The organism is Marinospirillum sp., assembly GCF_014859565.1.
On the sequence record NZ_JACUUA010000407.1, the window covers coordinates 1 to 1,890 of the forward strand.

Consider the following 1,890-nt stretch of genomic DNA (forward strand, 5'->3'; position numbering starts at 1 on the left):
CAGTTTTGCTCTTTTTTTCCCAGCACCAAAACCGACAGATCCCGCACGAATCCAAGCAAATACCAGTAGATTGATATGCTGAGCTGTATTTCCGAATAGATTGATGCAAAAGCTAAAGTGGTCACCGGGCTGATGCTTGCCTTCCAGACTCTGGTTAAGATGGAGGACATAAGGTGGCGGTGGAGTAAAGGGCTTGCCTGCCCGCGTTTGCATCAAAGGCTCGAACACACCAGGATATATACAACTTATCTTAAGGGGGCAGCTTGCACAGACATGCTCCGGCAACATGCAAGCTAGGCTCTTGAGTGCGTGACCAAATGCACCACGAAGCAATGAGCCCTGCTGGCCATTAAAAACGACTTGATCCACTGCGCTGAACGTAAACCGATAACGCGCAATCTGCAGTCCCGGCATGTGTAGCTGACCCATAAGATCCCTATTTCCAGTTATTGTGGGCTTTTTTTATAGTGCAAACCATCCATTGCAAGCCAGCAACATAAATTTATCGCCGGTTACAGCGTGAGGCAAAGCGATTATAGTCCTGCCTGTTCACCTTCTTGCAAGAGAGCCACCAGAATGAGAAAACGTGCTTTTCTAATGGTCAGCGGATTATCACCCCAGATCGTTACTGAGACACTTTATGCCCACTACATTACTTACGGCATGGGTCAGTCGATACCGTCCGATGTTTACCTGATCACCACCCTGGAAGGGGCAAGCCGAGCCAAGCTGAGCCTGCTGCATGGTAACAGCTGGTTTCACAAACTGCTGGATGAATATGGTATTACCAACCTGCGTTTTCAAGAAGAAAACATTCTGGTGATTAAGGATCAACAAACTCAAGCCTCACTCAATGACATCCGTACAGAACAAGACAATGCCATTGCTGCCGACTTCATTACCGCCACCATCGGTGAGCTGACCAAGGATGACACCCTGGATTTGCACGTTTCACTGGCCGGTGGCCGCAAAACCATGGGTTATTACGTTGGATATGCCCTGTCGCTCTATGGTCGCCCCGGAGACAGCCTTTCTCATGTGCTGGTCAGCGAAGGCTTTGAGAACAACCCGCAATTCTTTTTTCCTTCGAGGGCTACACGGGTCATTTACGATCGGGATGAAAAGCCACTGGACTGTTCCAAGGCCGAAGTCACTCTGGCGCGGATTTCTTTTGTATTGATGCGTGATGAGCTGCCGGAAGATGCCCTGGTAAAACACCTCTCATTCAGTGAAGCGGTCGATAAAATCAACCAGCAACTGACACCGCCGAAACTGGTGATTGATCTGGCTAACCGCTGCATCCGCTGTAACGATGTTGCAATGGATCACTTCACTCGCAGCGAATATCAATTTTATGTGTGGTGGATCGCCCGCCATCTGCAGGCAGCTGAACCCTTGCACCCTTTGGTGGAAGGCGATTTGCAGAAAGACTGGGGCGAGGATTTTCTGCAGCTGATGAAACAGCTCGGTGAATATGCCGATCTGCAAGAGCGCTCCATCGATGCCTACACGCTAGGCATGGATAACAACCATGTCTCCAGCAAACGCTCCAGTATTGCCAAAAAAATTCGTGCCAAGCTCGGCAAGCGGTTAAGCCAGAGCTTCACCCTCAACACCCAGAAGCACCCCAGCCAGGGAAGCTTCTATACCTTCGCGCTGAGCGAGGATCAGATTGAGGTTCTGGGGGGGAATCTTTTTTAAAGCAATAAAGTGTCCCGGTGCACTGGCAAGGATCACACCGTTCCTTTTCTGCCACCGGAACCGACAAAAATCAAGACGCCAGCAACAACTGGCAGCAAGGCAACCGCGCTGGCCGCCCCCGTCCACACCTGGCTGCTGCTTTTCTCACCCTTGAGGCACCAGTTGGCAAAGTGTTCACAATTGTTGGAG

2 protein-coding genes are annotated in these 1,890 nt (G+C 50.5%); one reads left to right on the plus strand and one right to left on the minus strand.

Going from position 1 to position 1,890, the window contains the following annotated elements; translation table 11 throughout:
• Positions 1-429, minus strand: a 429-nt coding sequence (locus tag IBX50_RS20270) for a hypothetical protein (protein WP_292258199.1), incomplete at its 3' end; no start/stop codon positions are given.
• A gap of 147 nt (positions 430-576) precedes the next feature.
• Between IBX50_RS20270 and csm6 the strand changes: the two genes are divergently transcribed.
• On the plus strand, positions 577-1,701 hold the full coding sequence (gene csm6 / locus IBX50_RS20275; protein WP_292258200.1) for a CRISPR-associated ring nuclease Csm6: 1,125 nt from the start codon (positions 577-579) through the stop codon (positions 1,699-1,701).
• Positions 1,702-1,890: the final 189 nt, after the last annotated feature.